Source organism: Mycolicibacterium iranicum, from assembly GCF_014190915.1.
Lineage (GTDB): Bacteria > Actinomycetota > Actinomycetes > Mycobacteriales > Mycobacteriaceae > Mycobacterium > Mycobacterium iranicum_B.
This window is the reverse complement of record NZ_JACHVU010000010.1, coordinates 105,588-131,908: the sequence shown is the minus strand read 5'-3', so window position 1 is coordinate 131,908 and position 26,321 is coordinate 105,588. Positions and strand designations below refer to the sequence as shown.

25 protein-coding genes and 1 pseudogene are annotated in these 26,321 nt (G+C 69.9%); 10 read left to right on the top strand and 16 right to left on the bottom strand.

The annotated features are described in order from the left end of the window. Positions 1-17 precede the first annotated feature (17 nt). Both idsA2 and FHR72_RS20060 read left to right on the top strand, forming a co-directional pair. Positions 18-1,097, top strand: a complete 1,080-nt coding sequence (gene idsA2, locus FHR72_RS20065; protein ID WP_183471370.1) for a bifunctional (2E,6E)-farnesyl/geranyl diphosphate synthase — start codon at positions 18-20, stop codon at positions 1,095-1,097. A gap of 14 nt (positions 1,098-1,111) precedes the next feature. Next, positions 1,112-2,698, top strand: coding sequence for an alpha-(1->6)-mannopyranosyltransferase A (locus FHR72_RS20060; RefSeq protein ID WP_260156133.1), 1,587 nt, complete (start codon positions 1,112-1,114; stop codon positions 2,696-2,698). On the opposite strand, the gene FHR72_RS20055 is transcribed toward FHR72_RS20060, so the two are convergent. Continuing rightward, on the bottom strand, positions 2,619-3,023 hold the full coding sequence (locus FHR72_RS20055; protein ID WP_183471366.1) for an Rv2175c family DNA-binding protein: 405 nt from the start codon (positions 3,021-3,023) through the stop codon (positions 2,619-2,621). The two genes, FHR72_RS20060 and FHR72_RS20055, sit on opposite strands and share 80 nt — an antisense overlap. An 83-nt stretch (positions 3,024-3,106) precedes the next feature. Here FHR72_RS20055 and FHR72_RS20050 point away from each other — a divergent pair, with 83 nt between their 5' ends. Further along, a complete protein-coding gene (locus FHR72_RS20050) occupies positions 3,107-4,336 on the top strand; it encodes a protein kinase domain-containing protein (RefSeq protein WP_183471494.1) in 1,230 nt (409 codons plus the stop codon). Here FHR72_RS20050 and FHR72_RS20045 read toward each other — a convergent pair. The 3 genes from FHR72_RS20045 to FHR72_RS20035 are packed head-to-tail and all read right to left on the bottom strand — an operon-like array spanning position 4,333 to position 7,117. Next, positions 4,333-5,733: a class II 3-deoxy-7-phosphoheptulonate synthase gene (locus FHR72_RS20045; protein ID WP_183471364.1), complete on the bottom strand. Its 1,401-nt coding sequence runs from the start codon at positions 5,731-5,733 to the stop codon at positions 4,333-4,335. The two genes, FHR72_RS20050 and FHR72_RS20045, sit on opposite strands and share 4 nt — an antisense overlap. Before the next feature lie 12 nt (positions 5,734-5,745). Continuing rightward, positions 5,746-6,225 carry a polyadenylate-specific 3'-exoribonuclease AS gene (locus FHR72_RS20040; protein ID WP_183471362.1) on the bottom strand — a complete coding sequence of 160 codons (480 nt, stop codon included), beginning with the start codon at positions 6,223-6,225 and terminating at the stop codon, positions 5,746-5,748. A 1-nt stretch (position 6,226) separates the two neighbouring features. Beyond that, on the bottom strand, positions 6,227-7,117 hold the full coding sequence (locus FHR72_RS20035) for a hypothetical protein (RefSeq protein WP_183471360.1): 891 nt from the start codon (positions 7,115-7,117) through the stop codon (positions 6,227-6,229). Positions 7,118-7,200: 83 nt separating this feature from the next. On the opposite strand from FHR72_RS20035, the gene FHR72_RS20030 reads away from it, so the two are divergent. Then, complete coding sequence (locus FHR72_RS20030) at positions 7,201-8,487, top strand: glycosyltransferase 87 family protein (protein ID WP_183471358.1); 1,287 nt, start codon at positions 7,201-7,203, stop codon at positions 8,485-8,487. A 2-nt stretch (positions 8,488-8,489) separates the two neighbouring features. On the opposite strand, the gene FHR72_RS20025 is transcribed toward FHR72_RS20030, so the two are convergent. From FHR72_RS20025 to FHR72_RS20005, 5 genes are all read right to left on the bottom strand, one after another. Continuing rightward, entirely contained in the window at positions 8,490-9,215 is a 726-nt protein-coding gene (locus FHR72_RS20025; RefSeq protein WP_183471356.1) for a lysophospholipid acyltransferase family protein, read from the bottom strand. Between the two features lie 106 nt (positions 9,216-9,321). Beyond that, the gene (locus tag FHR72_RS20020) at positions 9,322-9,729 is read right to left on the bottom strand and encodes a hypothetical protein (RefSeq protein WP_183471354.1); all 408 of its coding nucleotides are present in this window, start codon (positions 9,727-9,729) and stop codon (positions 9,322-9,324) included. After that, positions 9,726-11,000 carry an ArsA family ATPase gene (locus FHR72_RS20015; protein ID WP_183471352.1) on the bottom strand — a complete coding sequence of 425 codons (1,275 nt, stop codon included), beginning with the start codon at positions 10,998-11,000 and terminating at the stop codon, positions 9,726-9,728. The genes FHR72_RS20020 and FHR72_RS20015 overlap by 4 nt, the downstream gene beginning before the upstream one ends. Positions 11,001-11,004: 4 nt before the next feature. After that, positions 11,005-11,442, bottom strand: coding sequence for an SRPBCC family protein (locus FHR72_RS20010; RefSeq protein ID WP_183471350.1), 438 nt, complete (start codon positions 11,440-11,442; stop codon positions 11,005-11,007). 73 nt (positions 11,443-11,515) lie between these two features. After that, positions 11,516-11,905: a polyketide cyclase / dehydrase and lipid transport gene (locus tag FHR72_RS20005; protein ID WP_183471348.1), complete on the bottom strand. Its 390-nt coding sequence runs from the start codon at positions 11,903-11,905 to the stop codon at positions 11,516-11,518. A 95-nt stretch (positions 11,906-12,000) separates the two neighbouring features. Here FHR72_RS20005 and FHR72_RS20000 point away from each other — a divergent pair, with 95 nt between their 5' ends. Further along, positions 12,001-13,809, top strand: a complete 1,809-nt coding sequence (locus tag FHR72_RS20000) for an AMP-dependent synthetase/ligase (protein ID WP_183471346.1) — start codon at positions 12,001-12,003, stop codon at positions 13,807-13,809. Here FHR72_RS20000 and FHR72_RS19995 read toward each other — a convergent pair. From FHR72_RS19995 to FHR72_RS19980, 4 genes are all read right to left on the bottom strand, one after another. Continuing rightward, complete coding sequence (locus tag FHR72_RS19995) at positions 13,806-14,942, bottom strand: glycosyltransferase family 4 protein (RefSeq protein WP_183471344.1); 1,137 nt, start codon at positions 14,940-14,942, stop codon at positions 13,806-13,808. The two genes, FHR72_RS20000 and FHR72_RS19995, sit on opposite strands and share 4 nt — an antisense overlap. Then, positions 14,939-15,775 (bottom strand): peptidase, encoded by an 837-nt coding sequence (locus tag FHR72_RS19990; protein WP_183471342.1) that lies wholly within the window; start codon positions 15,773-15,775, stop codon positions 14,939-14,941. The genes FHR72_RS19995 and FHR72_RS19990 overlap by 4 nt, the downstream gene beginning before the upstream one ends. Then, positions 15,744-16,898, bottom strand: a complete 1,155-nt coding sequence (ripC, locus tag FHR72_RS19985; RefSeq protein ID WP_221194029.1) for a peptidoglycan hydrolase RipC — start codon at positions 16,896-16,898, stop codon at positions 15,744-15,746. The genes FHR72_RS19990 and ripC overlap by 32 nt, the downstream gene beginning before the upstream one ends. Before the next feature lie 150 nt (positions 16,899-17,048). Then, entirely contained in the window at positions 17,049-17,291 is a 243-nt protein-coding gene (locus FHR72_RS19980; protein ID WP_183471338.1) for a hypothetical protein, read from the bottom strand. Positions 17,292-17,411: 120 nt separating this feature from the next. Here FHR72_RS19980 and FHR72_RS19975 point away from each other — a divergent pair. Next, a pseudogene (locus FHR72_RS19975) lies at positions 17,412-19,190 on the top strand (DEDD exonuclease domain-containing protein); the annotation flags it as partial. On the opposite strand, the gene trpD reads toward FHR72_RS19975, so the two are convergent. Continuing rightward, positions 19,128-20,222: an anthranilate phosphoribosyltransferase gene (trpD, locus tag FHR72_RS19970; protein WP_311736202.1), complete on the bottom strand. Its 1,095-nt coding sequence runs from the start codon at positions 20,220-20,222 to the stop codon at positions 19,128-19,130. The pseudogene FHR72_RS19975 and the gene trpD sit on opposite strands and share 63 nt — an antisense overlap. A gap of 69 nt (positions 20,223-20,291) precedes the next feature. On the opposite strand from trpD, the gene ctaE reads away from it, so the two are divergent. From ctaE to qcrB, 4 genes are read left to right on the top strand one after another with little or no spacing between them, the layout of a single operon-like run. Beyond that, positions 20,292-20,903 (top strand): aa3-type cytochrome oxidase subunit III, encoded by a 612-nt coding sequence (gene ctaE, locus FHR72_RS19965; protein WP_183471334.1) that lies wholly within the window; start codon positions 20,292-20,294, stop codon positions 20,901-20,903. 20 nt (positions 20,904-20,923) lie between these two features. Next, complete coding sequence (gene qcrC / locus FHR72_RS19960) at positions 20,924-21,730, top strand: cytochrome bc1 complex diheme cytochrome c subunit (RefSeq protein WP_183471332.1); 807 nt, start codon at positions 20,924-20,926, stop codon at positions 21,728-21,730. After that, positions 21,727-22,959 carry a cytochrome bc1 complex Rieske iron-sulfur subunit gene (qcrA, locus tag FHR72_RS19955; protein ID WP_183471330.1) on the top strand — a complete coding sequence of 411 codons (1,233 nt, stop codon included), beginning with the start codon at positions 21,727-21,729 and terminating at the stop codon, positions 22,957-22,959. Before qcrC ends, qcrA begins: the two co-directional genes overlap by 4 nt. Continuing rightward, a complete protein-coding gene (gene qcrB, locus FHR72_RS19950; RefSeq protein WP_183471328.1) occupies positions 22,956-24,674 on the top strand; it encodes a cytochrome bc1 complex cytochrome b subunit in 1,719 nt (572 codons plus the stop codon). Before qcrA ends, qcrB begins: the two co-directional genes overlap by 4 nt. Positions 24,675-24,755: 81 nt before the next feature. On the opposite strand, the gene FHR72_RS19945 is transcribed toward qcrB, so the two are convergent. Further along, positions 24,756-25,409: a DUF2561 family protein gene (locus tag FHR72_RS19945; RefSeq protein WP_183471326.1), complete on the bottom strand. Its 654-nt coding sequence runs from the start codon at positions 25,407-25,409 to the stop codon at positions 24,756-24,758. 15 nt (positions 25,410-25,424) lie between these two features. Beyond that, positions 25,425-26,321, bottom strand: coding sequence for an MmpS family transport accessory protein (locus tag FHR72_RS19940; protein WP_183471324.1), 897 nt, complete (start codon positions 26,319-26,321; stop codon positions 25,425-25,427).

The window sequence follows — 26,321 nt, the reverse complement described above, 5'->3', positions numbered from 1 at the left end:
AGGGGCGCCCGCTGAGCGTGGATGCATCGGCACCGTCAGCCGTCGAGCTGGCAGCGGCCGTCACCGAACAGCTGCGTGACTACCTCGGCGAGCGCCGTCGGGATGCCGCCTACATCGGCACCGACTACGCCGTCCTGACCGAGGCCGTCGAGGAGTTCGTCCTGCGCGGGGGCAAGCGGTTGCGGCCCGCGTTCGCCTACTGGGGCTGGCGGGCCGTCGCGGGAACCGAACCCGGGCCCGAGGTCCTGCGGCTGTTCTCGGCCCTCGAGCTGCTGCACGCCTGTGCGCTGGTCCACGACGACGTCATCGACGCCTCGGCCACACGGCGCGGCCTGCCGACGGTGCACCGCATCTTCACGGAACGTCACCGCGCCAACAACTGGCACGGCTCCTCCGAGCAGTTCGGTCTGTCCGCGGCGATCCTGCTCGGCGACCTCGCGCTGGTGTGGGCCGACGACGTCGTCGCGACCGCCGAGATCGACGCCGACGCGAAGCGGCGCGTCCAGCAGGTCTGGGCCGCGATCCGCACCGAGGTCCTCGGCGGCCAGTACCTCGACATCGTCAACGAGTCCAGCGGCAGCGAGACTGTCGCGTCCGCGCTCACGGTGAACACCTACAAGACCGCGTCCTACACCGTGTCCCGGCCCCTGCAGCTCGGCGCCGCCGCGGCCGCCGACTGCCCGGAGATCCTGGAGTCGTTCCACGAGGTCGGCACCAGCCTGGGCATCGCGTTCCAGCTGCGCGACGACGTCCTCGGGGTCTTCGGCGACCCGGCGGTCACCGGGAAGCCGTCCGGGGACGACCTGCGGTCGGGCAAGCGCACCGTGCTGCTGGCCGAGGCGCTGGAGCTCGCCGAGCGCAACGACCCGTCTGCGGCCACGCTGCTGCGCACCTCGATCGGCACCGACCTCAGCGACGCCGAGGTCAAAGACGTCTGCCGGGCGATCGAGGCCATCGGCGCGCTGGCCGCCGTGGAGGCCCGGATCGACACGCTGACCCGCCGCGCTCTCGAGATCCTGAACGCGGCGCCGATCGACGCGCAGGCCAAGGCCGGGCTCACCGAGCTCGCCAGATTGGCCGCGAACCGGTCCGCCTGAGCATGACCTCGAGCATGACGACGCCCGCCGCGGGCCACCACCTGCGCCGCCTCCGAGACTTCGCCCGGTCCCCCGAGGCGCGGCCGGCCCTCGTCGGTGCGCTGGGGGCGACGCTGCTGACGGCCGGTGGCCTCGGCGCGGGCAGCACCCGGCTGCACGACCCGCTGCTGGAGTCGATGCACCTGTCCTGGTTGCGCTTCGGGCACGGGCTGGTGGTGTCGTCGCTGCTGCTGTGGACGGGCGTGGCGCTGATGCTGATGGCATGGCTGTGGCTGGGCCGCCGGGTCGTCGACCGGACCGCGACCGAATACACGATGCTGGCCACCACCGCGTTCTGGCTGACCCCGCTGCTGCTCAGCGTTCCGCTGTTCAGCCGCGACACGTACTCCTACCTGGCCCAGGGAGCGCTGCTGCGCGACGGGTTCGACCCGTACCTCGTCGGCCCGATCGACAACCCGAACTCGTTGCTGGACAACGTGAGCCCGATCTGGACGACGACGACCGCGCCGTACGGGCCGGCGTTCATCCTGGTCGCCAAATTCGTGACGCTGATCGTCGGCAACGACGTCGTCGCGGGCACGATGCTGCTGCGCCTGTGCATGCTGCCCGGCCTCGCGCTGCTGATCTGGGCGGCGCCGCGGGTGGCCCGCCACATCGGGGCCAGCGGCGCGGCCGCGCTGTGGATCGCGGTGCTCAACCCGCTGGTGATCATCCACCTGATGGGTGGGGTGCACAACGAGATGCTGATGGTCGGCCTGATGATGGCCGGGATCGCCCTGTGCTTCGGCGGGCGCAACATCGCCGGCGTCACGCTGATCGCGGTGGCCGTGGCGGTGAAAGCGACGGCGGGGCTGGCACTTCCGTTCATGGTGTGGGTGTGGGCGCGCCGCCTCCGCGACCGCCGCAAGCTGACTCCGCTGAAGGCGTTCGCCGCGGCCACCGCCGGCTCACTGCTGGTGTTCGTCGTGGTCTTCGCGGTGCTGTCGCTGGCCGCGGGGGTCGGGCTGGGGTGGCTCACGGCACTGGCGGGGTCGGTGAAGATCATCAACTGGCTGACGGTGCCGACCGCGATCGCGAACCTGGCCAACGTGCTCGTCGGGCTGATCGTGCCGGTGAACTTCTACGCGGTGCTGGAGACCACCCGCATCATCGGGATCGCGATCATCGCGATCTCGGCGCCGCTGCTGTGGTGGCGCTACCGGCACACCGACCGGGACGCCCTGATGGGCATCGCGTGGGTGATGGTCGTGGTGGTGCTGTTCGTCCCCGCCGCGCTGCCCTGGTACTACACCTGGCCGCTGGCGGTGGTGGCCGCCCTGGCGCAGTCACCGCGCTCGATCGCCCTCGTCGCCGGCTTCTCCACCTGGATCACCGTCATCTGGCGGCCCGACGGGGCACACGGGATGTACTCGTGGATCCACGTGGCGCTGTCAGGCCTGTGCGCCGCCGGGGCGTGGTACTGGATCACCAAGTACGCCGGCCCGGGGGACGCCGGCTCCAAAGACGCCGCTGCGGACGCGCTCAGTACGCCATCGCCTGCGCGCGGCGAACCACCTCACGAGCCTGATGCGAGTGCAGCGCGTCGACCGGGCGCGCATTAGCCTGCCCCTCGTTGGACCCGTCCCGGCGGATGGTCAGCGACGAGTCGGGGGTGAACAACCACCGCATGATCTCGGTTTCGGTGTAACCGCCGTCGTGCAGCACCACCAGCAGGCCGGACAGGTTCTTGACCAGGTGGCCGGTCTCGTCGAAGAACGCCTTCGGCACCACGACGGTGCCGTTGCGGCGCACGGCGGCCAGGTGACCTTCGCGCAGATGCTGGTGCACCTTGGTCACCGGGATGCGAAGGAGCTTCGCCACTTCGGGGAGGTCGTAGACGGCCTCGTCGGCGGGCAGAACGTCATCGGCAGTCGGAATGCTGCTCATCGCACACAGTCTAGGTCCAGATGTCTCGATTCGACGCCACGTTGCGCGTCGCGTGCCCGGCTGCCCACGGCACGGCTCGTACCATGATCTCGATGGAGACCTACCAGCAGTCGAGCCCGCTGACCGGGGCCGTGCTGGACGGTCGCTACCGGGTCGACGCGCTGATCGCCACCGGCGGCATGTCGGGTGTCTACCGCGGTCTCGACCTGCGGCTCGACCGGCCGGTCGCGCTGAAGATCATGGATTCCCGCTACGCCGGCGACGAGCAGTTCATGATCCGCTTCCAGCGGGAGGCCCGCGCGGTGGCCCGGCTGAAAGACCCCGGCCTCGTCGCGGTGTACGACCAGGGACTCGACGGCAGGCACCCGTTCCTGGTGATGGAGCTCGTCGACGGCGGCACGCTGCGCGAGCTGCTGCGCGAACGCGGTCCGATGCCCCCGCACGCCGTGGCCGCGGTGCTGCGACCCGTGCTCGGCGGACTGGCCGCCGCCCACGCCGCCGGGCTGGTGCATCGCGACATCAAACCCGAGAACGTCCTGATCAGCGACGACGGGGACGTCAAGATCGCCGACTTCGGTCTCGTCCGGGCCGTCGCCGAAGCCAAGATCACCTCGACGAGCGTGATCCTGGGGACCGCGGCCTACCTGTCCCCCGAACAGGTCGCGACCGGAGAGACCGATCCCCGCGGCGACGTCTACTCCGTCGGCATCCTCGTCTACGAGCTCCTGACCGGCGTGACCCCGTTCACCGGCGACACCGCGCTCGCGGTCGCCTACCAGCGGATGGATCGCGACGTCCCCCCGCCGAGCACCGTGATCCGCGGTGTGCCAAGGCAATTCGACGACCTGGTGCACTGTGCGACCTCTCGCGATCCGGACCAGCGCTTCGCCGACGCCGCGGAGATGGGTGAGCAGCTCGACACCATCGCCCAGGAACTCGACCTGCCGTACTTCCGCGTCCCGGCCCCGAAGAACTCGGCGGCCCACAGCACGGCGAGCACGGCCTCCGGCTCCCACGGCATGCACGACACCACGGCTGCGGTGAGCCGGCACACCAAGGTCTTCACCCGCGACGAACTTCCCGACGCCGAGCACGGCCCCGACCACGGCTCCGGCGACCCCGAAGAATTCGACGACGCCGAATACGGATCCGGCACAGGGCGTTTCGCAGGAATCGACCTGGAGCAGTTCTACTGGGCCCGGCAGCGCGCCCGCCGGGTGCTGCTGTTCTGGGTGATCGCCGTGATCACCGCGGCCGGACTGGCGGCCGCCGGGGCGTGGACGCTCGGGGCGAACCTGCCCAACCTGCTCTAGTTGCGCAGCATCTCCGCGACCAGGAACGCCAGCTCCAGCGACTGCTGGGTGTTGAGCCGCGGATCGCACGCGGTCTCGTAGCGGCCGGCCAGGTCGGTGTCCGAAATATCCTGCGCCCCACCGAGACACTCGGTGACGTTCTCGCCGGTGATCTCGACGTGGATGCCGCCCGGATGGGTGCCCAGGGCGTGGTGCACCTCGAAGAACCCCTGCACCTCGTCGACGACGCGATCGAAATGCCGCGTCTTGTAACCGGTCGAGGATTCGTGGGTGTTGCCGTGCATCGGGTCGCACTGCCAGATCACCCGGTGGCCCGAAGCGTGCACCTTCTCGATGATCGGCGGCAGCACGTCGCGCACCTTGTGGTTGCCCATCCGGCTGACGAGGGTGAGACGGCCGGGTTCGTTGTCGGGGTCGAGACGCTCGACGTACTCGACGGCCAGTTCGGGTGACGTGCTCGGGCCGATCTTGATGCCGATGGGGTTCGCGATGACCTCGGCGAACGCGACGTGGGCGCCGTCGAGCTGGCGGGTGCGCTCCCCGATCCACACGTAGTGGGCCGAGAGGTCGTAGAGCTTCGGGCTGGACCCGTCGACCTCGGCCCCGTCGTAGTCCATCCGCAGCATGGCGCGCTCGTAGTCCAGCACCAGCGCCTCGTGGCTGGCGTAGATCTCGGCGGTGTCGAGGTTGCGGTCGTCGACCCGGCAGGCGCTCATGAAACGCAGCCCGCGGTCGATCTCCCCGGCCAGCGCCTCGTAGCGCGCCCCGGCGGGTGAGGTCCGCACGAACTCGCGGTTCCAGTCGTGCACCTGGTGCAGCGACGCCATCCCGGAGGAGGTCAGCGCCCGCACCAGGTTCATCGCGGCGCTGGCGTTGGCGTAGGCGCGCACCAGACGCGACGGGTCATGCTGTCGCACAGCGGCATCCGGGGCGAACCCGTTGACCATGTCCCCGCGGTAGGACTTCAGCCCCAGGGCGTCGACGTCGGCGGAGCGGGGCTTGGCGTACTGGCCGGCGATGCGGGCCACCTTGACGACCGGGGTGCTCGCGCCGTAGGTCAGCACGACCGCCATCTGCAGCAGCGTGCGGATGTTGGCGCGGATGTGCTGTTCGGTGTTGTCGACGAACGTCTCGGCGCAGTCACCGCCCTGCAGCAGGAACGCCTTGCCGAGCGCGACCTCGGCCAGCTGACCCTTCAGCCGCTCGATCTCCGACGGCACGGTCACGGGGGGCACGCTCTCCAGCACCTTGCGCATGGCTGCGGCCTGGCCGGCGTCCCACGACGGCTGCTGCAGCGCCGGGCGCGCGAGCGCGGCATCGAGGCGCTGGCGCAGGTCCTCGGGCAGCGGCGGTAGCGCCGGCAGCTGATCGATGGGTACGTCGACGGTCCAGTTCACGCTTTCATGGTATTACTGGCCCGTCATCAGCCGAAAACGCACCAAGTTGTGCTTGGCGTCGACCAGCGCGTCGTGGGCGTCGCGGGGCCGCGGGGGCATGCGCGGCGATCCCCGGTCCTCCCAGAACTGCCGCAGCTCACGGGTGAACCGCGGGATCGCGGGCGGCAGGTCGGTCATCGGCCCCCACAGCTGGCACAGCACCACGTGGTCGTAGGCGCCGACCCAGGCCCACAGCTCGATGGGCTCGTCGCCGTCGATGCCGAAGAAATCCTCCAGCTCGGTGCGGATCTGCCTGCGCGAGCGCCACAGCGGCGAGGCCGGTGACGGCAGTTTCGGCAGGACGTTCTTGCGTACCCAGCGACCGGCTCGCTCCGGGTCGAATTCGGTGGAGATCGCATAGTATTCGCGACCGTCCTCGGCGGCGACGCCGATGGAGATCAGCTCGATCGTGCGACCGTTGTCGATGAACTCCGTGTCGTAGAAGTACCGCAACTCATGAGGCTTTCTGTGTGGCCGGCTCGCGATCGGAGGGCGCCGGGGCCGCGTGGATCTCCCGGTCGAGCTGCTGGTCGACGAGCGCGTCGTCGGGGAACTTGGGCATGCCGGCGATGGCGTCCTGCAGCCACAGCTTGGCCTGCACGACGGGTCTGCGCAGCCAGCGCTCCCGCTCCAGCGCGCGGTGCATCTTGCGGGGCCGCGAGGTGTAGCGCCAGCGCGCCCACGGCGCGTGCGGCCGCGACAGCCGGACGGCGCCGACGACCAGCAGCGGCGTGATGAACATCCCGATCAGGCCGGTCCACACCTTGCCCTTGAGCAGCACGATCACCGCCAGGCCCAGCGTGAGCAGCGCGGCCACCACGACCGTGGTGCGCGCGACCACGGAATGATCGCTCTGCCAGATGCCGACGTCGAAAAACGACAGCGGGTTGAAACCGAGGACGAGCAGGCCTGCCACCGCCACGGCGACGAACACCGCGTCGACCGACGTGCGGCCGTCCTCGGCCCAGTAGACGTCCGAGAGGTGCAGGATCAGCGCGAACTCGTCGAGGACCAGCGCTGCGCCGACGCCGAACACGATGGAGGCCGCTGTGAACTCGGGTACTCCTCCGTCGACCGCCAGCGTCACCATCGTCACCCCGGAGACCATGACCAGAACGACACCGATCACCACGTGGTGGATGTGCAGACCGCCGCCGCCGGAGATGTTGCGCGGCTGCCACCATTTGCGTGGCGCATCGCTGCCTGCGTGGCTGCGGATGTACCGGACGATCGTGCGGGTGATGAAGAACGTCAGGATGAACGCGACCAGGCAGCACACCAGCGGCAGCCGCGACAGCGGAATGTGCGTGGAGAAGCCGAGGTGGAGGTCCAGGTCCGTGCGCACGCAGAAAACTTACGCCGACCTGCGTGTGTCGCGGCCGGGATACCCGACGACTCGCCGGTCGGCACCGATAGTCTGTCCCGGACATGAGTAATCGGCGGTCGCCCGGCGGGGCTGGTTGGAAGCCAACGCTGGCGTGGCGGCTGTTCCAGGCGTTGACGCTCGCGGGGCTGGCCGCGGCGGCGTGGCGGTTGCTGGGCCACGTCCCCTACCGCATCGACATCGACGTGTACCGGATGGGTGGGCGGGCCTGGCTGGACGGCACGTCGCTCTACGCCGACGGACGGATGTTCCAGACGCAGGGCGGCCTCGAGCTGCCGTTCACCTATCCGCCGCTGGCCGCGGTCGCGTTCTCCCCGTTCGCCCTGCTGTCGCTGGAGGCCGCCAGCGTGGCGATCACCGCGACGACACTGGTGCTGCTGCTGGTGTCGACGCTGATCGTGCTGACCCGGCTCGACGTCTGGCCCACCACCCGCATCACGGGTGAGCCGGCCTGGGCACGCCGGTGCTGGCTGGCGGCCGCGGTGGTGGCGCCCGCCGTGATCTTCCTGGAACCCATCCGCGCGAACTTCGACTTCGGCCAGATCAACGTCGTGTTGATGACGCTCGTCATCGCCGACTGCGTGCCGCGGCGCACGCCGTGGCCCCGAGGGGTCCTGCTGGGCGTGGCGATCGCGGTCAAGCTGACGCCCGCGGTGTTCCTGCTCTACTTCCTGCTGCGCCGCGACACGCGCGCGCTGGTGGTCACCGCGGCATCCGCCGTGGTCGCGACGCTGGCGGGGTTCGCATTCGCCTGGCGCGACTCGTGGCAGTACTGGACGGAGACGGTCCGCAACACCGACCGCATCGGCACGGCGACGCTCAACACCAACCAGAACATCGCGGGTGCGCTGGCCCGGCTGGGCCTCGGCGAGACGGAGCGGTTCGTGCTGTGGGTGCTGCTCTGCTTCGCGGTCCTGGCGCTCACCGTCTGGGCGGCCCGGCGTGCCCTGAAAGGCGACCAGCCCGTCCCGGCCCTGATCGGCGTCGCGATGTTCGGCCTGGCGGTCTCACCCGTGTCGTGGTCGCATCACTGGGTGTGGATGTTGCCGACCGTGCTGGTGACCGCCGTGCTGGCGGTGCGTCTGCGCCACGTCGCCCTCGGCGCGGTGTCGGCGATCGGGTTGGCGCTCATGGTGTGGTCGCCGATCACGCTGCTGCCCGAGCATCGCGAGACCACCGCCTCGCTGTGGCGCCAGCTGGCCGGCGGTTCCTACCTCTGGTGGGCGCTGGCGGTCATCGTCGTCATCGGCGCGACGACGTGGCGCGCCGGCGGTCAGGGCCCGACCGAGGCCGACGCCGCGGAGCCCGCCGCGAAGGTCCTGAAGGCCTAGCGTCAGCCGGCGGCGGCGTCGGGAAGACGGGTCGGCGGCTTGCCCGCCGCCTCAGCTTTTCCCTCTTTGATGTCGGCCGCGTAGAGGTCGACGTACTCCTGGCCCGACAGGCGCATCAACTCGTACATGACCTCGTCGATGACGGCCCGCTCGATGAACCGATTGCCCGCCAGCCCTTCGAAACGGCGGAAGTCCATCGGCGCCCCGAACTTGACCTGGACCCGTCCGAACCGCCACATCTTGCTTCCGGGCGGGTTCACGACGTCGGTCCCGATCATCGCGACCGGGATGACGGGAACCTGGGTCTCCAGCGCCAGCCGGGCCAACCCGGTCTTGCCCTTGTACAGCTTGCCGTCAGGCGAGCGGGTGCCCTCGGGGTACATGCCCAGCAGCTTGCCCTCGGCGAGGATGCGCTGCGCGGTGGTCAGCGCCGCCTGCGCGCTGTCGGCGTCGGTGCGGTCGATGGGCACCTGACCGGCGACCGTGTAAAACCAGCGGGTGAACCAGCCCTTGATCCCGGTGCCCGTGAAGTACTCGGCCTTGGCCAGGAATGTGATGCGCCTGCTCACGACCAGCGGAAGGTAGAAGCTGTCGGCCACCGCGAGGTGGTTGCTCGCCAGGATCACCGCTCCGGACTGCGGAACGTGCTCAAGCCCTTCGACTTTGGGCCGACCCAGCATGGTCAGCAGCGGCCCCATGAAGATGAACTTGAACAGCCAATACCACATGGGCCCTCCGGATCAGGCGACCGCGGCGCGGTCAAGATGCTCTGCGACAACTTTACCCACGGGCTGTGCCCGCAACCACACAGGAGGCCGAGTAGTTCTACTTTGCCTATTCGTCGATGCTGACCGGGATGTGCTGGTACCGGCCCGGCGACGACGGTGGCGGGTCCTCGGGTGGCGGGGTGTCGTCCGGATCGGGGCCGGCCGGTGTGCCGGTGTCAGCGTTGCCGGTGTCGGCGCTGCTGTCTGCGGTGTTGATGTCGTCGACCATCGCCTTGACCAGGGTCAGCAGCGCCACGCTGTGTTCGGCGACGACGTCCAGCAGCGGGTGCTGCTCCCCTGCGATCAGCGCCGCCAGCGCACACACCGGGCACCACACCTGCTGGCAGCGACCGGCGCCGCCCGGCGCCGACTGCGCCCGCGCGGCCGCGAGCCGGACCGCAGGATCGAGTTTCTCCAGGATCGACTGGGCCAGCTGCCGCAGCTCGGGTCCGAGATCGGAGTGCGCCCCGTTCATCGCGGCCACACCTCCGGGTTCGGTCGGAATCGCACCGTCAACTCGGTGCCGCGTAGCTGGGCGCCAAGGACGACGCACCGCCGCAACACCGATGCGAGGCGAACGCGGCGCCGCATGCCGCCGGCGCCGATGATCAGGTCGTCCTCGACCCTACCCAACGACAATGTCGAGGGGTCGACCTGCGGGAGCTCCAGCCGGAGACGGTAGACCGCCTCCAGGCCGCTGCCCGACTCGCGGTCCACGATGGGCCGCAGCGGGCCCGGCGGCGGTGCGCCGTCCCGCCTGCGGGCGCTGTCGAGCAGCTCCCCCAGCGCTTTGGGCCCGATGGGTTCGCCGGCGACGTGGGGCACGAGCACCAGCTGCACATCGCCGATGGCGTGGTCGAGGTCGTCGAGCACGGTCTTCTGCTCGCCGATGCGCTCGGAGTACCAGTCGAAGGCCGGATGCGCGGGCAGGTTCTGATACTCGAACGAATCGTCCTGCACCAGAACCTGGTTCACGATCAACTCGGCGACCTGGACTCCCATCAGCGACAGCGTGCCCAGGGTGCGGACCGCCTCGGCGGCCACCACGCGCTCGGGGGTCATCACCAGATGCGCCCCGACCCTCGCACCGTCGGTGAGCATGCTGCCGAGCTGGTCGGTGCCCGCGGCGATGCTCTCCAGCACCCCGACCACCAGCGCGGTCCGCGGATCGTCGGCGCTCGACAGCCGGCGATGGCGGGGCCAGGCCCGTTCCAGGTACAGCGCGAAGGTGGCGGGCAGCGTCAGCATCCGCATCGCGTCGGCGGTGGACGCGCAGTCGACCACCACGCGGTCCCACCGCCCGGAGTTCGCCAGCTCGCCGACCTCGTGCAGGCCCAGCACCTCCTGCACGCCGGGCAGGGCCGAAAGCTCTTCTGGGGCAATGTCTCCAAGATCGGAGTCGGGGAAGCGCTGCGCCAGGGGACCCGCCACCGTGCGCCATCGCTCGGCGAGCAGCGCCAGGGTGTCGAGTGCCAGCGCGTCGAGTGACCCGCCACCGGTGTCCGCGGTGTCGAGATCGGCGAGCACGCGGGTGGGCTCCCGGCGTCCCGTGGGCACCAGGTCGACCCCGAGCACATCACCGGTGGAGTGCGCCTGGTCGGTCGACACGACGAGGACCCGCTCCCCGGTGCGTGCGGCACGCACTGCGGTCGCGGTCGCCAGCGTCGATTTGCCGACGCCGCCTTTACCGACGAACAGGCTGATGCGCGTCACCTTGGGCGCAGTACCCGCGTCGGCGGCGTCCATGCGTTCAGTCAGCCTCGACTCGTTTCTTCAGGTCCTTGAGCGCGGTGTCGGTGAGGCGCCGCTCCGCCTTGCGCTTGAGCAGACCGATCATCGGGATGATCAGGTCGACAGAGAGCTCGTAGGTCACCTCGGTGCCGGATCCCTTCGGCGTCAGGCGATATGCCCCGTCGAGGGCTTTGAGCAGGGTGCTCGACACCAGCGACCATGTCACCGAGGTGCGCTCGGCGGGCCATTCGTAGGCCAGCACCATGGTGTCCTTGAGCACCGCCGCGTCCAGGACGATCCGGGCCTTCTTCGGGTAGCCCGCCTCGTCGGCTTCGAGGACCTCGGCCTCCTTGTACTCGGCGACCCAATCGGTGTACGAGCCGATGTCGGCGATGACATCCATCACCGTCGCCGGATCGGCGTCGATGTAGATGGTCTGCGCGGTCTTGTCTGCCACTGGAACCTTCCCCACTGTGGTCTGGTCGCTGGCCAGAAATCTACCCTTCCGGCCCGGGTACGGGCGTGACGCTTCAGGCCAGCCGGGACACCCCGACCGGACGGTCCGCCTCCAGCGTGCGCTTGACCTCGAAGGCCATCTCCTTGCCGGCGACGCGTCGGCGGTGGTTCAGCTTGGGCAGGTTCATCTTCGCCAGTTCCCAGGCCGCGACGCCTGACGGCTCGGCGTGCAGGAAGTAGTGCAGGATCACGCCGTCGAGCACCTTCTCCAGCCAGACCTCCATCGTGCCGGTCAGCGCGCCCGTCACCGTCCAGCGCTGCCCCACCTCACCACGGTCCTCGACCACCGTGAGCCGCAGATCCGGCCACCACCGCGACCAGCTCGCCGGATCGGCCACGGCGCGGCCGACGGCGACAGGATCGGCGGCGATGAACGTCTCGTCGGCGATCTGGAAGCTGTTCATGACAGACAAGCTTCACACATGCGGGGCAGCCGGCCGATCGGGGACGACTACGCTGTACACAGCATTGCGGCCTGTAAAGCGAGAGGGCACCTCCGATGACTGCGCGCGAGTTCAGCGTTCCGGCACCGTTCACCGTCGACGAGCACGACAGCATCGTCGAATCCGTCTACCTCCACGAGCGCGACGACCCCGACCTGGTGATCTTCCAGCGTCTCGTCGACGGGTCGTGGGTCGATGTCCCGGCCTGGCAGGCGGCCGAGCAGATCCGCTCGGCGGCAAAGGGTTTGATCGCCCTGGGCGTCGAGCCCGGGGACCGGGTGGCGCTGCTGTCGGCCACCCGTTACGAATGGCCGATTTTGGACCTGGCGATCCTGTCGATCGGCGCGGTGACGGTCCCGATCTACGAGACCAGCTCGGCCGAGCAGGTGCAGTTCGTCCTGCAGGACTCCGGCGCGGTGGCCGCCATCGCCGAGACCGACGCCCACGCCGGACGTATCGAGGCGCAGCGAGAGACCCTGCCGCAGCTGCGCAAGGTGTACGTCATCGACGGCTCGGGGACCCCGGCCCTCGACGAGCTGGCCGAGGCCGGCCGCGACATCGAGGCCGGCGCGGTCGACCAGCGGGTCGCCGGAATCCGGTCCTCTGACGCCGCGACGTTGATCTACACGTCGGGCACCACGGGGCGCCCGAAGGGCTGCCAGCTGACGCACTCCAACCTGCTCTACGAGATCCGCGGCGCCAAGGCCTGTTTCCCCGACCACCTCGCCAAGGGCGAGAAGCTCCTGGTGTTCCTGCCGCTGGCCCACGTGCTGGCGCGCGCACTGACGATCGGGGCGTTCGCCAACGGGGTCACGCTCGGGTTCACCAGTGACATCAAGAACCTGGTCCCGATGTTCGCGGTGTTCCAGCCCACGCTCGTGGTCTCGGTGCCGCGGGTGTTCGAGAAGGTCTACAACACCGCCGAGCAGAACGCCGAGAGCAGCGGCAAGGGAAAGATCTTCGCGGCGGCCGCCGACACGGCCATCGAGTGGAGCAAGGCGCAGGACACCGGCGGCCCCGGCCTCGTGCTGCGGCTCAAGCACGCGCTGTTCGACCGGCTGGTCTACGGCAAGCTCCGCGACGCCCTCGGCGGGCACTGCCACGCCGCGATCTCCGGTGGCGCTCCGCTCGGCGCGCGGCTCGGACACTTCTACCGCGGCGTCGGCCTGTCGATCTACGAGGGCTACGGCCTGACCGAGACCAGCGCGGCCATCACCGTCAACCGGGTGGGTGACCTGCGCGTCGGCTCGGTGGGCAAACTGCTGCCCGGCAACAGCATGCGCCTCGGCGACGACGGCGAGTTGCTGGTCAAGGGCGGTGTGGTCTTCAACGGCTACTGGGGCAACGAGGAGGAGACCAGAGCGGTCTTCACCGACGGCTGGTTCCACACCGGTGACCTCGGCGCGATCGACGACGGCGGCTTCCTGTCGATCGTCGGCCGCAAGAAGGAGATCATCGTGACCGCGGGCGGCAAGAACGTCGCCCCGGCGCTGCTGGAAGACCGGCTGCGCGCGCACCCGCTCATCAGCCAGGCGATGGCCGTCGGTGACCAGCAGCCGTTCATCGCTGCGCTGATCACCATCGATCCGGAGGCGTTCCCCGGCTGGAAAGAGCGCAACAGCAAGGACACCGGGGCCTCGGTCGCCGATCTGACCGACGATCCCGATCTGCGGGCCGAGGTGGAGCTGGCGGTCAAGGAGGCCAACCAGGCCGTGTCGAAGGCCGAACAGATCCGGAAGTTCCGCATCCTGCCCGTCGACTTCACCGAGGACACCGGAGAGCTGACCCCCACGCTGAAGGTGAAGCGCAAGGTGGTGGCGGAGAAGTTCGCCGCCGACATCGAGGCGCTCTACAGCAAGGGTTAGAGCAGCTGGGCGAGGCGGCCGGCCTGCCGGCTCCAGCGCCAGTTGTCGATCACCCACTGTCGGCCCGCGGCACCCATCGCCGCGGCGCGGGCGGGGTCGGCGAGCAGTTCACCGACGGTGGCCGCGATCGCGCCGACGTCCCACCCGTCGACGACATGGCCCGTCTCGCCGTCGACCACCGTCTCGGGGGCACCGCCCGAACGTCCCGCCACCACGGGCACCCCGGTCGACGATGCCTCCAGGTAGACGATGCCCAGTCCTTCGACGTCGAGTCCGGAGCCCCGCGTCCGGCACGGCATCGCGAAGACGTCGGCCATCGCGTGGTGGGCCGGCAATTCGTCGCCGGGGACGCTGTCGGTGAAGACCACATGGTCGGCGACCCCGAAATCGTGGGCCAGCCGGTGCAGCGAAGTGCGGTACGGTCCCCCGCCGACGATCACCAGCGCCGCCCCGGGGACCCGCTGACGGATCGCGGGCAGCGCGCGGATGAGCATGTCCTGGCCCTTCCGCGGCACCAGGCGGGACAGGCAGACCACGACGGGCCGGCCCCCCAAGCGGTAGCGGGCCCGCAGCTCGGCCCGGGCGACCTCGTCGGGCACGAAACGTTCGGTGTCGACGCCCGGCGGCACGTGTTCCAGTGCCGCGTCCGGGCCGAAGGCCGACGCGAACCGGCGCCGGGTGTAGTCGCTGATGTAGGTGACGACATCGGTGTCGTTGCCGATGCGGCGCAACGCCGTTCGCGCCAGCGGCAGCATCGACCAGCCGACCTCGTGGCCGTGCGTGCTGGCGATCACCCTCCGTGCGCCGGCCGACCGGGCCAGCGGCGCCATCAGCGCCAGCGGTGCCGCCGCCCCGAACCAGACGGTGTCGATGTCGCGCTCGGCGATGAGCCGGCGCATCCGCCGCGCCACGGTCGGTTCGGGCACCATCAGCGTGCCGGGATGGCGCACGACGTCGTACCCGGTTGCGGCCGCGACGGAGTCGTAGTCCTCGGCGCCCTTCCATTTCGGCGCATAGACGGTCAGCGCGTAGTCCCCGGAAGCGACCAGATGTCCGACGAGCGCCTCGAGATAGGACTGGATGCCGCCGCGGCGTGGCGGAAAGTCGTTGGTGACGAGCAGGAGTCGCTTCACCGGGCGAGTACCGCCGGCAGGTCGACCCCGAGCGCGGCGCGCACGGCCGTGGCGACATCGCGGTGGCCGTGTCCGCACGCGGCGAGGTAGAGCTCGCGCAGCTCATCGGTGCCGTAGGTCTCGGCGATGTAGGAGGCGAACTGCCAGGCCCGGTCGTAGGCGCCCGACCGCGCGGGTCCGGGTTCGGCCAGCTCGGCGTCGGTCGGCACGGTCGCCGGCACCGGGACCGGGGTGGCCGCCGGCGGTCGGCCGACGAAATCGGCCACGCCCTCGGTCAGCCAGATGGGCGCATCGGCTGCGGTGTCGGCTCTCGCGGCGTAGTGGAACAGTTCGTGGCGCAACACGATTCGCAGATCGTCCGGGCTCATGGCCGCCGCCGCGGGTGAGAAGGTGATGCGCTGCGGGGTGGTGGTGGCGGCGATGTCGGGTCCCCCGCCGGCCAGCGCCCGGAACTGGTCGGCGGACCCGGCGGCGACGATCGTAATGTCGCGGCGCCAGTCGGGTCCCCAGAACGCGGTGACCGCCGCGGTCGCCCCGGGCAACTCGGCGGCGAGGCGATCGAGCAGTGCCGCACCACCGGCCGCGCCGAGATCGATCAGCTGTGCGGTGCGTCCGTCGGGCGTGGACACCGAGCGGGTGGCGGCCGACGTGGTGGCGCTGCTGCCGGACACCGGCGCGGCGATCGCGGGACCCGTGTCGGCGACCTGCGGACCACTGATCACGAACACCGCGCAGAGCAGTTCTGCTCCGAGCACCGCGCCGATCCTGCGCCGGTCTGCGGAGCGGCGCCGCCCGGAAGCGTCAGTAGCGACGGACGTTGTAGATCGGCGCATTGTCCACCGGGGCGACGCGCACCGGTGTGCCGTAGGTCGAGGCGTGCACCATCATGCCGTCACCGATGTAGATGCCGACGTGAGACGCATCGGAGTAGTAGGTGACGAGATCGCCCGGCTGCATCTGGTCCATCGACACCGACTGCCCACCGCGGGCCAGCGCCTGGCTGGAGTGCGGCAGTGAGATCCCGGCCTGCTGGAACGACCACATCACCAGGCCGGAGCAGTCGAAGGCACTCGGGCCGGAGCCGCCCCACGAGTACGGCGAACCGATGCGGCTCAGCGCGGCCTGGATGACGGTGGTGGCCGCGGGCGATCCCGGCGCGGCGATGTCACCGGGCGGGATGGCGCCGGGCACGGGCGGCGCGGCGGGGATCGCAGGTGCCGGCGGCGCGGCGAGGATCGCGGGATCCTGTCCCGGCGGGGGCGGCAGCTGACCGGGCGCGGCAGCGGGGGGCGGCGGCGGTGCCGCCGCGAGGGCCTGGCGCTGGTTGGGGGTCAGCGCCTCGTACTGCGCCTTGACGATGGCGATCTGGGTCTGCAGCTGGCTCTGCTTGGACTGCAGGTCGGCGCGCACTGCGGCGGCCTGCTCGGCAGCCGTCTTGGCCTCCGCCGCAGACGCCGCCGAGGCCTGCTCGGCGATCTCGGCCTGCTTGCCGGCGTCGCGGAAGGCGGTCATCTGGGCCTGCATCTCGCCCGCCATCACGCGCTGCACCGATAGCTGGTCGATCAGGCCCTGCGGTGAGGACGCGGTCAGCATCGCGTCGAAGCCGGAGGTGCGGCCGCCCATGTACTGTGCCGCGGCCAGGTGGTCGACCTTGCCCTGGAAGTCGGACAGCTTCGTCTTCGCCGCGTCCATGGCCGCCAGGTCACCGGCGTGCTTGGTCTCTGCGGCCTGCTGAATCGCCAGCTTGTTGTCCAGATCGAGCTGCGCCGAATGCATCGCCTCGGTGGTCTGCTCGGCCTGCCGCGACAGGTCGTTCAGCTTTGCCAGTGCGTCTTCGGCCGGGTCGGCGAAGGCCTGCCCCGTCAACACCGCGCCGAAGACAGCCAGACCTGCCATCAAGCTGACGAGGGTTTGCCGGTAACGGCGGGTGTTCCTGCGCGCGTGGTCGAGCCTCAAGATTTCGCGTCCTTAAACTGCCGTAACGAGCCGCCTCGAACTCACTTAGGTCTCAGACAGGTTACGAAACGGCATCGGCCTTGTCCAACAGAAGAGGCAAATTTAACAGCCTTCCCTGAGGAACGGGGAACGAAGTTTTGACGCGTGTCGTCAGGCCACGCCGGTATCCCGCTGCCGGTGGATCGGCACCAGACGCAGCCGGGGCGCCAGGCCGGCATCGGCCAGCACCTCCAGGGCCCGCTGCTCGTCGACGTGGAGCGTCTCGGGTACGCCGAGCAGCACGCTGACGACGCAATCCTGGCATCCGGGGCCGCGGACCGCGCAGTCGTCGCAGTCGATCGTCACCGTCCCCATGTCGGATCCGTCCCCCGGTGGCGGCTGATTGTGTGCCATCGCACCTGTCCTCTCGATTGCAGTCGTCCGCACGGTATCGACGGCCACCGACATGTCCGGGTGCGCGGCGTCCGGCGCCGCTTCCGCCGACTTGTCACCGGCGGGCCTTACGTTCAGCGCATGGGTCAGCTCAGCTTCGCGGACGTGGATCCGCAGGCCGACCCGACTCTGCGCGAAACCACGTTCGTGGTGGTCGATCTGGAGACCACGGGCGGTCGCCCCTCGGGCGAGCACCACGACTCGATCACCGAGATCGGTGCGGTGAAGGTGCGCGGGGGCGAGGTGCTCGGGGAGTTCGCCACCCTGGTCGGTCCGGGTCGGTCGATCCCTCCGCAGATCGTCGCGCTGACAGGCATCACCTCGGCGATGGTCTACGACGCACCGCGCATCGAGTCCGTCCTGCCGTCGTTCCTGGAATTCGCCCGCGGGGCCGTGCTCGTGGCGCACAACGCGCGGTTCGACGTGGGGTTCCTGCGCGCGGCAGCCGAACGCAACCACGTGCCGTGGCCGAAACCGCCGGTGCTGTGCACGGTCACGCTCGCGCGTCGGGTGCTCACCCGCGACGAGGCCCCGAGCGTGCGCCTGTCCGCACTGGCCCAGCTGTTCAACGCCACCACGACGCCCACGCACCGCGCCCTCGACGATGCCAAGGCCACCGTCGACGTGCTGCACGGGCTCATCGAACGCGTGGGCAACCAGGGCGTGCACACCTACACCGAACTGCGCGCCTACCTGCCCGATGTGACGCCGGCACAGCGCAGCAAGCGACACCTGGCCCGCGCCATGCCCCGCAGCCCGGGCGTCTACCTGTTCCGCGGGCCGTCCGCCGAGGTGCTCTACGTCGGCACCGCGGTGGACCTGCGGCGGCGCGTCGCCCAGTACTTCAACGGCGCCGACCCCCGCACGCGGATGAAGGAGATGACGTCGCTGGCCACGGCCGTCGACCACGTCGAGTGCGCGCACGACCTGGAGGCCGGGGTGCGGGAGCTGCGACTGCTCGCCGCGCACGCCCCGCCCTACAACCGGCGTTCGAAGTTCCCGCACCGGTGGTGGTGGATCACGTTGACAGACGAGCCTTTTCCGCGCTTCTCCGCGGTGCGCAACCCCCGCACCGACAGCGCGGTGGGGCCCTTCCGGACCCGCGCCGACGCGACCGATGCCGCGGCGCTGATGGCGCGCTTCACCGGCGTGCGCACGTGCACCAACCGGCTGGGCCGCACCACCGTCCACGGCCCGACCTGCCCGGAGCGGGAGGTCTCGCCGTGCCCCGCTGTGCGGGGCGCCGACGCGGCCGGGTACGCCGCAGTCGCGCAGGCAGCGCTGGCCCTGATCGACGGCCGCTGCGGCCGACCCCTGGAAGCGGCCATGGCCCACATCGCCGATCTCGCCGAACGCAACCGGTACGAGACCGCCGCGCGGCTGCGCGACCACACCGCCGCGACGATCGACGTGCTGTGGCGAGGCCAGCGGCTGCGTGCGCTGTCGGCGATCTCCGAACTGGTGGCGGCCAAACCCGACGGCGACCGCGGCTGGCACCTGGCGGTGGTCCGGCACGGCCAGCTCGCCGCGGCCGGGGTGGCCACCCGCGGGGTTCCGCCCATGCCCGTGGTGGACGCGCTGACGGCCGCGGCGCAGGCCGTCCTGCCGACCTCGGGGCCGCTGGGCGGGGCTCTGGTCGAGGAGACCGCGCTGATCGCCCGCTGGCTTGCCACGCCCGGCGTGCGGATCGTGCGCACCGACACCGGCTACTGCTCGCCGATCGGCGCGGCAGGACGCTGGGCGGGGTGGGCGGCGACCGCCCGGTCGGCGCGGCTCGCCGCCGAACAGCTCAGCGGCTCAGACTCCCTGGCTGAACCGCACCCAACGCGCGAGCAGCTGTTCGGCCGCCCCGGAATCGATCGCGTCCTTCGCCCTCGCGAGCCCGGACTCCCAGGCCGGGACCCACTTGGCGTCGCTGGATAGCCCGGCATGCGACACGAGCGCGCCCGCGGCGTTGAGCACCACCGCGTCCCGGACGGGACCGGGCGCCCCACCGAGCACCGCGCGGGCCGACGCTGCGTTCGCCTCGGCGTCGCCGCCGGTGAGCTCCGAGATGTCGGCCCGGGCGAACCCGAAGGCCGCGGGATCGAACCGCAACCGCTCGACCGTGCCCGCCTGCACCCGCCAGATCGTGCTCGTCGTCGTGGTGGTCAACTCGTCGAGCCCGTCGTCGCCGTGCACGACCAGCACGCTGGCGCCGCGGGTCGCGAAAACCTCGGCCATCACCTCGGACAGGTCGCCCCAGGCGCAGCCGATCAGGCCGGCACGCGGGGTCGCCGGGTTCGTCAGCGGGCCCAGCAGGTTGAAGACCGTCGGCACGCCGATCTCCCGGCGCGCCACACCGGCGTGCCGGTAGGACGGATGGAATTGCGGAGCGAACGCGAAACCGATCCCGACCTCGGCCACGCAGCGGGCGACCTCCGCGGGGCCCAGATCGATCTTCAGGCCGAGTGCCTCCAGGGTGTCCGCGCCGCCCGACAGCGACGACGCGGCCCGGTTGCCGTGCTTGACCACCGGCACCCCGGCCGCGGCGACCACGATCGAGGCCATCGTCGACAGGTTGACCGTGTTGGCTCCGTCACCGCCGGTGCCGACGACGTCCACGGTGGCGGTGCCGATGGTGTCGGTCGGGACCCGGCGGGCGTGCTTGAGCATGATGTCGGCGAGCTCGGCCACCTCGGCCGACGTCGGGCGCTTCATCTTCATGGCCACCCCGAACGCGGCGATCTGAGCCGGCGTCGCGGCGCCGGTCATGATCTGGTCCATGGCCCATCCCGCCTGCCCCGGGAGCAGCCCCTGGGTGGTGGTCAATCTGCCGAGGATCACCGGCCAGGTGGACGTGGTTCCGGCGGCGTTCTGAGGCGACACGGACTGGGGCGGAAGGGTAGTCACGAACAGGATTATGACGAATTGCCCAACCCGGGTGGAGTTCAACAACTACAAAGCGTCATACTTGCTTCTGTGACGAGCGCTGTAGGGACGTCGGGAACCGCAATCACGTCGCGCGTGCATTCGCTGAACCGACCCAACATGGTCAGTGTCGGCACCATCGTGTGGCTTTCCAGTGAACTCATGTTCTTTGCTGGACTGTTCGCGATGTACTTCACGGCACGTGCGCAGGCCCATGGGGACTGGCCGCCGGAGCCCACCGAGTTGAACCTTGCCCTGGCTGTGCCGGTGACGCTGGTCCTGATCGCGTCGTCGTTCACCTGCCAGATGGGTGTGTTCGCCGCCGAGCGCGGTGACGTGTTCGGGCTCCGCCGTTGGTACACGCTGACCTTCGCGATGGGCTTCTTCTTCGTCCTCGGACAGGCGTACGAGTACTACCACCTGGTCCACGAGGGCACGACCATCCCGGGCAGCGCCTACGGCACCGTCTTCTACCTGGCGACCGGCTTCCACGGCCTGCACGTCATCGGCGGTCTGATCGCGTTCATCCTGCTGCTGGTCCGCACCCGGATGAGCAAGTTCACACCTGCGCAGGCCACCGCCGCGATCGTCGTGTCCTACTACTGGCACTTCGTCGACATCGTGTGGATCGCACTGTTCGCCGTTATCTACTTCGTCCGATGACCGGCTCGAGAAGGGGTTCGATGACCAGCAAGTCGCGCCGACGGCTACGCCGCCGGGTCACCGCAGCACTGCTGCTGCTGAGCGGTTTGGTGATGGCCGGTGGCCTGGCGGCCACCCTGACGCCGTCCCCGCAGGTGGCCGTCGCCGATGAGTCGGCTTCCGCCATGCTGCGCACTGGTCAGCAGCTCTACGACACGTCCTGCGTGTCCTGCCACGGCGTCAACCTGCAGGGCGTGGCCGACCGCGGCCCCAGCCTGATCGGCGCCGGCGAAGCCGCCGTCTACTTCCAGGTGTCGACCGGACGCATGCCCGCGATGCGCAACGAGGCCCAGGCCCAGCGCAAGGACCCCGCGTTCGACGAGTCGCAGATCGACGCCCTCGGCGCCTACATCCAGGCCAACGGCGGCGGCCCGGTCGTGCCCCGCGACGAGAACGGCCAGATCGCCTCGCAGTCGCTGATCGGCGATGACGTCGCCCGCGGCGGTGACCTGTTCCGCCTGAACTGCGCGTCGTGCCACAACTTCACCGGCAAGGGCGGCGCGCTGTCGTCGGGCAAGTACGCGCCCGACCTGGGTCCCGCGACCCCCGCGCACATCTACACCGCGATGGCCACCGGCCCGCAGAACATGCCGAAGTTCTCCGACCGGCAGCTCTCGCCGGACGAGAAGCGCGACATCATCGCCTACGTCCGCGAGTCGGCCGAGACGCCCACGCCGGGCGGCCTCGGGCTGGGCGGCTTCGGCCCCACCTCTGAGGGCATGGTCGCGTGGATCGTCGGCATGGTGTCCATCATCGCCGCCGCCCTCTGGATCGGAGCACGGGCATGAGCGACGCACACGACGACATCAGGGGCGGCGCGGGAGGCGACGTCAAGGGCACCGACGTCCCGGGCCACAAGGGTGAGCCGGGTCAGCCCACCGATGCCGAACTGGCGAAGATGACGCAGGAAGAACTCGTCGAACTCGGCGGCAAGCTCGACGGTGTCGAGATCGTCTACAAGGAACCGCGCTGGCCGATCCCCGGCACCAAAGCCGAGAAGCGGGCCGAGCGCACGGTGTCGTACTGGTTCCTGCTGGGCGGCTTCTCGGGCCTGGCCCTGCTGCTGATCTTCCTGTTCTGGCCCTGGGAGTACAAGCCGTTCGGCTCCGAGGGTGAATGGCTGTACGCGCTCACCACCCCGCTCTACGGTCTGACCTTCGGGTTGTCCGTGCTGGCGATCGGCGTCGGCGCGGTGCTCTACCAGAAGAAGTTCATCCCCGAAGAGATCTCGATCCAGGACCGCCACGACGGGCGCTCCCCCGAGCTGCACCGCCGGACGGTCGCGGCGAACCTCGGCGACGCACTGGACGGTTCGACGCTGAAGCGGCGCAAGATGATCGGGCTGTCGCTCGGTATCAGCTTCGGCGCGTTCGGCCTCGGCACGCTGGTGGCCTTCATCGGCGGTCTGATCAAGAACCCGTGGAAGCCTGTCGTCCCGACCGCCGAGGGTATGAAGGCGGTGCTGTGGACCTCGGGATGGACCCCGCGCTTCAAGGGCGAGACGATCTTCCTGGCCCGCGCCACCGGCAGGCCGGGTGAGTCCCCGTTCGTCAAGATGCGCCCCGAGGACCTCGACGCCGGCGGTATGGAAACCGTCTACCCGTGGCGCGAGTCCGACGGCGATGGCACCACCGTCGAGTCCGAGCACCACCTCTTCGACATTGCCATGGGCGTGCGCAACCCCGTGATGCTGATCCGTATCCGGCCGATCGACATGGCGCGCGTGGTCAAGCGCAGGGGCCAGGAGAGCTTCAACTTCGGCGAACTGTTCGCCTACACGAAGGTCTGCTCGCACCTGGGCTGCCCGTCGTCGCTCTACGAGCAGCAGACCTATCGAATCCTGTGCCCGTGCCATCAGTCGCAGTTCGATGCGCTGCACTTCGCCAAGCCGATCTTCGGCCCGGCGGCGCGCGCGCTCGCACAGCTTCCGATCACGATCGACCAGGACGGCTACTTGGTCGCCAACGGCGACTTCATCGAACCTGTCGGACCGGCATTTTGGGAGCGGAAGTCATGAGCCCACGTCTAGCCGCAGGTGAGATCGCCGGTAAACAGGGTGACGCGATCGATTCGCGCTACCACCCGTCCGCCGCGGTCCGCCGTCAGCTCAACAAGGTCTTCCCGACGCACTGGTCGTTCCTGCTCGGTGAGATCGCCATGTACAGCTTCCTGGTGCTGCTGCTGACCGGTGTGTGGCTCACGCTGTTCTTCGACCCGTCCATGGCGCACGTGACGTACGACGGCGTGTACCAGCCGCTGCGCGGTGTGGGCATGTCCCGCGCCTACGAGACCGCGCTGGACATCAGCTTCGAGGTCCGCGGCGGGCTGTTCGTCCGCCAGGTCCACCACTGGGCGGCCCTGCTGTTCGCGGCGTCGATCATGGTCCACCTCGCGCGCATCTTCTTCACCGGCGCGTTCCGCCGTCCGCGTGAGGCGAACTGGGTCATCGGCTCCCTGCTGCTCATCCTCGCGATGTTCGAGGGCTTCTTCGGTTACTCGCTCCCCGACGACCTGCTGTCGGGCACCGGTATCCGCGCCGCGCTGTCGGGCATCACGATGGGCATCCCGGTCGTCGGCACCTGGATGCACTGGGCGCTGTTCGGCGGGGACTTCCCCGGCGAGATCCTGATCCCGCGCCTGTACGCGCTGCACATCCTGCTGATCCCCGGAATCATCCTGGCGCTCATCGGTGTTCACCTCGCGCTGGTGTGGTTCCAGAAGCACACGCAGTTCCCCGGACCGGGCCGCACCGAGACCAACGTCGTCGGCGTCCGCGTCATGCCGGTGTTCGCAGTGAAGTCCGGCGCGTTCTTCGCCGTGACGGTCGGCATCCTCGGCCTGATGGGCGGGTTGCTGCAGATCAACCCGATCTGGGTGCTCGGGCCGTACAAGCCGTCGCAGGTGTCGGCGGGCAGCCAGCCCGACTTCTACATGATGTGGACGGACGGCCTGATCCGGTTGTGGCCGGCGTGGGAGTTCTACCCATTCGGGCACACCATCCCGCAGGGTGTCTGGGTCGCCGTCGGCATGGGCCTGATCTTCGGTCTGCTCGCGATGTATCCCTTCATCGAGAAGAAGCTCACGGGCGACGACGCGCACCACAACCTGTTGCAGCGTCCGCGTGACGCACCGACCCGCACGGCGGTGGGATCCGCGGCGATCGCGTTCTACATCGTGCTGACCTTCGCGTGCATGAACGACATCATCGCGCTGAAGTTCCACATCTCGCTGAACGCGACGACCTGGATCGGCCGCATCGGCATGGTGGTGCTGCCCGCGATCGTCTACTTCGTGGCCTACCGCTGGGCAGTGGCGTTGCAGCGCAGCGACCGCGAGGTGCTGGAGCACGGCATCGAGACGGGCATCATCAAGCGGCTTCCGCACGGTGCCTATGTCGAACTGCACCAGCCGCTGGGACCGGTCGACGACCACGGCCACCCGCTGGCGCTGGAGTACCAGGGTGCAGCTCTGCCCAAGCGCATGAACAAGCTGGGTTCCAGCGGTGCGCCGGGCAGCGGCAGCTTCCTCAAGGCTGATCCGATGTCGGAGAACCTGGCGCTCAACGAGGCGGCCCACGCCGCCGAGCACAGGGCGCTGACCGCTCTGCGCGAGCACCAGGAGCGCCACAGCGGCAACGGCCACGCCAACGGCAACGGCCACGCGAACGGCCATAGCAACGGCCATGGCGATGGGAACGGCAACGGCAACGGTTCGGCCAACGGACACCACTGACCGCACCCGCACACAGCAATCCGCCCCAGCCGACCGGCTGGGGCGGATTGCTGTGTGGACTGGTCCGGCGAGCCGGGAAGGTCAGGCCGCGGTGACCGTGCGCAGTTCGCGCAGGAAGTACCACGGGATCGCGACCATGCCGACCGTGACGACGCCGGCGAGGCCGTAGAACACCCACGCCGCGACCTCGCGGTCGACGGCCAGCAGGTACGTCGCCACCGAGACCAGAAGCGTCGCAGCGCCCATCGCCGCGGCCAGAGACGCCGTGTGGCGCAGCCAGACCCGGTCCACGGCCGGCGAATCGGTCACCGACGGCGCCCCGGGTGACTGCAGGATGCGCGGCAGGCGCCCGCTGTTCGTGTAATCGGCCGGCGGCGGAACTCGCAGCTTCTCGGTGGGTGCATCGACCGCCCGCGCGGGAGCGGGCACCCTGGTGGCCGACTGCTGCGCCATGCGCTTCTCGACCGGCGTCAGCTCCTCGTCCGGGGTGCGCCGCGCCCGCATCAGCAGCGGCACGGCGGCCACGATAACCGCCGCGGAGACGCCGATGATCGTGTACAGGATCCACGGGGTGCCGGAATCGGCGGTGCTCTCCCCCGCGCGATCGGCGAGGTCGACGAGCGCGACGGTCGCTGCGACCCCGGCCCCCAGGGCGGCGAGCCAGACGGCCGTGCAGCCTCCGAGAAGGAGTCGGTCGGTGCGGTCCAGAGATGAGGTGTCGGTGAGGTATGTCATCGGCGGTGTGGTGGCCTAACAGCTGGTTTGGGCGGCGTTTCCGGTGTTGGAGGACAACACCGTTCCGTCGCTGGTGGTGATCGAGCAGTTCAACCGGCTGACCAGAAACAGGCTCGACGCCTGCACGGAGCCGACTTCGGACTGGGAGATCGGGGTGACCGTCAGCGACCACGGGATGTACACGTTGCGCTGGGTACGGCTACGCCCGGACGCATCGATGTAGGTGACGGTGATGATGTCGCCCGGCGCCTTCGTCCCGGTGACCGAGTAGGTCACCTGGCGTGGCCCGGCCCGCGTCGTGGTGGTCGGCGGGGGCGGCGGGGCCTCGGTCGTCTGCGGTGGCGGGGGCGGGGCCTCGGCCGGCGGCGGGGGCGGCGGGGGCGGCGGTGGCGGCGGCTCGGTCACCGTGATGGTCTCCGGTGGCGGCGGGGGCGGCGGCTCCGTCGTCGGCGGTGGCGGCGGAGGTGGGGGTGGCGGTGTGGTCGTGGTGAATTCGTCCTGCACCGGCGGTACCGAGCGCGTGGTGGTCTCCGGCGTGGCCAGGTTGTCGGTGTCGGTGCGGGTCACCAGCACCGAGACCGAGACGACCAGGGCGATGGCCGCCACGATCGCCACCACGCCGACCACCCACGGCCAGCGCGGCGGCGGTGCGAAATCGGTGGCCTCGTCGGGACGGTCGTAGGTGTCGTAGTCGTAGAGGGCGATCTCCGACGGCGCGTACGGAGGGCTGACGAACTGCTCGGACTCGGGCGCCGAGTACGCACGCGAGTAGAAGTCCGTCTGGCCGGTGTCGGGGTTGTCGCCGCTGCCGCCCGCGACGTCGCGCGTCGCATCGTCGGAGGCGCCACCCGGCTCCTCGCCTGGGAGGTCAGCGCTGCCAGAGTCCCGCCCGGGAGGATTCGGCCCGCTCAT

What these genes read in the sequence shown, in the direction of transcription:
- FHR72_RS20060 (WP_260156133.1), top strand. Translation starts at nt 1,112, where the DNA reads ATGACGACGCCCGCCGCGGGCCACCACCTGCGCCGCCTCCGAGACTTC.
- FHR72_RS20055 (WP_183471366.1), bottom strand. Translation starts at nt 3,023, where the DNA reads ATGAGCAGCATTCCGACTGCCGATGACGTTCTGCCCGCCGACGAGGCC.
- FHR72_RS20050 (WP_183471494.1), top strand. Translation starts at nt 3,107, where the DNA reads ATGATCTCGATGGAGACCTACCAGCAGTCGAGCCCGCTGACCGGGGCC.
- FHR72_RS20030 (WP_183471358.1), top strand. Translation starts at nt 7,201, where the DNA reads ATGAGTAATCGGCGGTCGCCCGGCGGGGCTGGTTGGAAGCCAACGCTG.
- FHR72_RS20025 (WP_183471356.1), bottom strand. Translation starts at nt 9,215, where the DNA reads ATGTGGTATTGGCTGTTCAAGTTCATCTTCATGGGGCCGCTGCTGACC.
- FHR72_RS20020 (WP_183471354.1), bottom strand. Translation starts at nt 9,729, where the DNA reads ATGAACGGGGCGCACTCCGATCTCGGACCCGAGCTGCGGCAGCTGGCC.
- FHR72_RS20015 (WP_183471352.1), bottom strand. Translation starts at nt 11,000, where the DNA reads ATGGACGCCGCCGACGCGGGTACTGCGCCCAAGGTGACGCGCATCAGC.
- FHR72_RS20005 (WP_183471348.1), bottom strand. Translation starts at nt 11,905, where the DNA reads ATGAACAGCTTCCAGATCGCCGACGAGACGTTCATCGCCGCCGATCCT.
- FHR72_RS20000 (WP_183471346.1), top strand. Translation starts at nt 12,001, where the DNA reads ATGACTGCGCGCGAGTTCAGCGTTCCGGCACCGTTCACCGTCGACGAG.
- FHR72_RS19990 (WP_183471342.1), bottom strand. Translation starts at nt 15,775, where the DNA reads ATGCGCCGATCTACAACGTCCGTCGCTACTGACGCTTCCGGGCGGCGC.
- FHR72_RS19980 (WP_183471338.1), bottom strand. Translation starts at nt 17,291, where the DNA reads ATGGCACACAATCAGCCGCCACCGGGGGACGGATCCGACATGGGGACG.
- qcrC (WP_183471332.1), top strand. Translation starts at nt 20,924, where the DNA reads ATGACCAGCAAGTCGCGCCGACGGCTACGCCGCCGGGTCACCGCAGCA.
- qcrA (WP_183471330.1), top strand. Translation starts at nt 21,727, where the DNA reads ATGAGCGACGCACACGACGACATCAGGGGCGGCGCGGGAGGCGACGTC.
- qcrB (WP_183471328.1), top strand. Translation starts at nt 22,956, where the DNA reads ATGAGCCCACGTCTAGCCGCAGGTGAGATCGCCGGTAAACAGGGTGAC.
- FHR72_RS19945 (WP_183471326.1), bottom strand. Translation starts at nt 25,409, where the DNA reads ATGACATACCTCACCGACACCTCATCTCTGGACCGCACCGACCGACTC.
- FHR72_RS19940 (WP_183471324.1), bottom strand. Translation starts at nt 26,321, where the DNA reads ATGAGCGGGCCGAATCCTCCCGGGCGGGACTCTGGCAGCGCTGACCTC.